This is a genomic window from Candidatus Bandiella numerosa (assembly GCF_021811875.1).
Lineage (GTDB): Bacteria > Pseudomonadota > Alphaproteobacteria > Rickettsiales > Midichloriaceae > Aquirickettsia > Aquirickettsia numerosa_A.
Map to the genome: position 1 here is coordinate 1 of NZ_JAJBJD010000095.1, position 4,250 is coordinate 4,250.

At 27.9% G+C, this 4,250-nt stretch carries 4 protein-coding genes; all 4 read left to right on the top strand.

What is annotated here, in order from left to right:
• Positions 1 to 205 precede the first annotated feature (205 nt).
• From hflK to L8D11_RS03850, 4 genes are read left to right on the top strand one after another with little or no spacing between them, the layout of a single operon-like run.
• Positions 206 to 1,309 carry an FtsH protease activity modulator HflK gene (hflK, locus tag L8D11_RS03835; RefSeq protein ID WP_236870354.1) on the top strand — a complete coding sequence of 368 codons (1,104 nt, stop codon included), beginning with the start codon at positions 206 to 208 and terminating at the stop codon, positions 1,307 to 1,309.
• A gap of 24 nt (positions 1,310 to 1,333) precedes the next feature.
• Positions 1,334 to 2,194: a protease modulator HflC gene (hflC, locus tag L8D11_RS03840; protein ID WP_236870355.1), complete on the top strand. Its 861-nt coding sequence runs from the start codon at positions 1,334 to 1,336 to the stop codon at positions 2,192 to 2,194.
• A gap of 25 nt (positions 2,195 to 2,219) precedes the next feature.
• The gene (locus L8D11_RS03845) at positions 2,220 to 3,374 is read left to right on the top strand and encodes a D-alanine--D-alanine ligase family protein (RefSeq protein WP_236870356.1); all 1,155 of its coding nucleotides are present in this window, start codon (positions 2,220 to 2,222) and stop codon (positions 3,372 to 3,374) included.
• 22 nt (positions 3,375 to 3,396) lie between these two features.
• Positions 3,397 to 4,173 carry a prepilin peptidase gene (locus L8D11_RS03850; RefSeq protein WP_236870357.1) on the top strand — a complete coding sequence of 259 codons (777 nt, stop codon included), beginning with the start codon at positions 3,397 to 3,399 and terminating at the stop codon, positions 4,171 to 4,173.
• Positions 4,174 to 4,250: the final 77 nt, after the last annotated feature.

The window sequence follows — 4,250 nt, forward strand, 5'->3', positions numbered from 1 at the left end:
CTCTTCTCTATACGTTCTTCTGCTTCTCTTACTAAAAATGACATTTTGCCTCCTCTTTCGTATGTACTTATCTTTTCATTCTATCATATATGTTTCTTTCTGCCTATTATGCAATGGTCTTTTTTATTAAATTACTTGCAAGAACTCGTAATGTTCATTATAAATTTATAACGTTATAATTTTGTATTAATGTTCAATTAAAGTCATGATAGATAATCCTTGGGGTAATAATTTGGATAATAAAAATTCTGAAAATGAAGATAATGATACAAGGGAGTCACTAAAAAAGACTCAAGAAAAAATCATAGGTTACATTAATTTTAATAATAAAAAGAAAAGTAATCATTTTGGAATGATATATGTGGCTTTGGTATTGTTAGCTTTAACATGGCTTTCAACAGGATTTTTTACTGTAGATACGGATGAGGAGGGGATAATAATGAGATTCGGTAAATATAATAGAGAGGTAAAGCCTGGTCTAAATTATAAATTACCAAGTCCTATTGAAACGGTTGAAAAAGTAAGTGTAACAAGGATTAAAAAGGATATTATTGGCAAAATTACTGATCCGATTGGAGTTTCCAAGACTAATTATCTAGGTATAGACGATTCAAAGCAAAATGAGAATGATTTGAGTTATCCTAAAGAAAGTCAGATGCTTACGGGAGATGAAAATATAATTGATATGCATTTTTATGTACAGTGGAAGATTATGAATGCAAAAAATTATTTATTCAATATCAAGGATGGCACAAGTGAAAATATTGTTAAAAGTGCTGCTGAAAGTGTTATGAGGCAGGTAATTAGTGAGGTAACGCTATCAGAAGCATTATCTGAAAAAAGACTGCTAATTGAGCATGATGTTAAAAATGGATTACAAAAGATAATGGATTCATATGGTTCTGGGATTGAAATTGTTAGTGTAGGGATTTTATATAGTTATGTTGGGCCAGAAGTAAGGGATGCATACCGTGATGTGCAATCAGCAAAGGCTGATAGAGAAAGATTTATCAATCAAGCGCAGGCTTATAGGAATGAGATTATACCAAAAGCTAAAGGTGAAGGTGCTACATCGGTTGAAAAAGCCCTAGCATATAAAGAATCCATCATATCTAAGGCATATGGTGAGGCAACTAAGTTTAATGAAATTTTCAAAGCTTATTCGGTTGATAAAGACATTACGAAAAAAAGAATGTACTTAGACACAATGGAAAAAGTTTATCAAGATACTAATAAAATTATTATTGATAAAGATATATCCAAAGGTATATTGCCATTTTTACCGCTTAATAAGATGGATAACAAATAATGATAATAAATAAAATTGAGGTATATGAGAAAAGTTCAAAGTAGTTTGCTTATTGCGTTTATAATAATACTTTTTCTTGCAGCTAATTCAATTTATGTCTTAGATCAAAGGAAGATTGCAATTATTATACAGTTTGGTGAAGTAATCAATGAGGTAGTAGAACCTGGATTAAAAATTAAATTACCACTAATTCAAGATGTGAAATTTTTTGATAAGAGGATACAAAATTTAACTTTTAAAATGAGTGAGAACAGCGAAGTTGTTGCTTTTGATCAAAAAACAATGAAGGTAGATGCATATGCAAAATATAAAATAGTTAATCCAAAAAGTTTTTATGAAGCGGTGCAAGATGATTATAGATTTAGAGTTAGATTGGAGTCTATAATTGAGTCTGGAATTAGAGAAGTAATTGGTAGGGTAAAATTTATTGAGATTTTGGGTTCTAAGAGAAATAAAATCAGAGAAGATGTAATTGATATAGTGAATGAAAATGTCAGAAGTTTTGGAGTTGATATTGTTGATGTTAGGCTTATTAGGGTCAATTTACCAGATAAAGCCAGAAATGCTGTTTATGAAAGGATGATAACAGAAAGGCAAAAAGAAGCTAAAGAAATTAGGGCAATAGGGCATCAAGAGAGTGAAATTATCAAGGCTAAATCCGATAAAGAGAGAGCAATTATTATTGCAGAAGCTAATAAAGAAGCGGAAATTATTAAAGGGCAGGGTGATGCCGAAGCCATTAATATATATGCACAAGCATATAGTAAGGATAGAGATTTTTATGAATATTATAAATCATTAGACATATACAAGAATTTATTTAATGAAAATTCGTCTTTAGTACTTTCGTCAGATAATAAATTTTTAAAGTATTTTAATAATTAGTAATTTTTAAAATAATTATAGATAAATGAAAAAATTAAAAATTGGTGTTTTATTTGGTGGTTTGTCCGCTGAGCATGAAGTTTCAATCAAATCGGCAATTTCTATAATTAAAAATCTTAATGTAGCTAAATATTTTATTATTCCTATATATATTAATACTGAGGGTAAGTGGTATTATATAAATTTGGACCCATTAATAAATGAGTCAGATACTGACTTAGCTCATTATATTGCAAAGTGTATAAACCAGATTAAGTGCCAAGAAAGTTATAATTATAATTGCATTAAGCCTGTAGATTTCAATGAAATAAATCAATCAGTTGATGTATTTTTTCCTATTATACATGGAAAAACTGGAGAGGATGGTATATTACAAGGTTTTTTTGAGTTGCTAGATATTCCATATGTAAGCTCAAATATTTTGAGTTCATCAATTACAATGGATAAGGAATTTACTAAAATGATACTAAAAGAGAGTGGCACTTTAATTGCACCACATATTAGCATTAAAGAGTATCAGTATGGTAATGAAGAAAAAAAGGATAATTTTATTCAATATATCAGTCAAAATTTTTCTTTTCCTGTTTTTGTTAAGCCTGCGAATGGAGGTTCTAGTATTGGTATAGAAAAGGTAAATCAATTTGATGACCTAGTGGGTAGTATTGAAAATGCATTTAAATATGACAATAAAATTTTAGTTGAACAAGGAATTTTGGGTAAAGAAATAGAAGTATCTGTACTCGAAAACATTGATGATTATGACCAACCTATAATCAGTTATCCTGGAGAGTTAATTCCAAAAGATGCATTTTACAGCTATAAAGCTAAATATATAATGAAGGATGGTGCAAAATTTCAAATCCCTGCAATATTAGATGATTCTATGGTAAATATTATTAGAGAAAAAGCTGGGGAAATTTTTAAAATTTTAGAATGTAATTGTCTTGCAAGGGTAGATTTTTTTCTTGAAATCAAAAGCAATAGATTGTTTTTTAGTGAAATAAACACACTTCCTGGATTTACAGAAATTAGCCTATATCCTAAATTACTAGATCATTATGGAATCAAATATAAAGATTTATTAGATAAATTAATCGCATTATCACTAAAGAAGCATAAGCTTAGTAGGCTAAAAAATAAAAATTCTATTGATATTTTAAGTTCTATCAAATTAAATTAGAGTAAGGAGTGATTTTTTGAACGTGGTGGATATTATTAATTATATAATAGCGGGATACTTTGGGTTAATAATAGGTAATTTTGCAACGTCTTTTTACTTTAGAGTTCCAAGAAGCGTTCCACTTATGGGGTTTAATTATGAAAACCCTATCCCTCCTAGATGTTCAACGTGCAACCATTGTTTGAAATTGAAAGAATATATACCAATTTTTGGATATATTTTTTGTAAGGGTAGGTGTAATTATTGTGGTGCAAAAATTGATTTTAGTTATTTTATTATTGAAATTCTCTCATTATTCTTATCTTTATTTTGCTACTATAGCTTTAACTTCCTTGATTGGCATATAATTTTTGTTCTATTTGGAATAGTATCTTTAATGATGTATTTAAATCTTAACTCTAGCCATGAGGTTAATGTTAAATTTTTAATATTTAATATTTTTTTAGCGATAATATACAAAACGTTATTAAATTTAACAGTTTATGATTGGGTTTTTAAAATAGCAATTTGCTCAATTTTTTATACATTATACATGAATATGTCGTATAGAAATAGTTTAAGTAGTATAAATTTGGAATTATTGAAAATTTTTTTGGTGGCATTCTTTTGGTTTAATTTGAATTTGATGATACCATATATGCTACTAATGATAGCAATTTATTTTATGTATGTTAAATTCAAGATGAAATTTGCTAAATATTTATATTCTAATAGTTATGTATTAATATTCTTTATGACAATAATTAATCATTTGGCATTGCTAAACAAATATAGCATACAATTGAGAAAGCTGATATGATATGCACAATAACACAAATAAGGTTAGTATATGTCAGAAATAATATGTTGCAAATGCAGAGAAAGTAATTATTACAG

Bases quoted from the DNA above. Each gene is read 5' to 3' on its own strand.
- hflC (WP_236870355.1), top strand. From the start codon at position 1,334: ATGAGAAAAGTTCAAAGTAGTTTGCTTATTGCGTTTATAATAATACTT.
- hflK (WP_236870354.1), top strand. From the start codon at position 206: ATGATAGATAATCCTTGGGGTAATAATTTGGATAATAAAAATTCTGAA.
- L8D11_RS03845 (WP_236870356.1), top strand. From the start codon at position 2,220: ATGAAAAAATTAAAAATTGGTGTTTTATTTGGTGGTTTGTCCGCTGAG.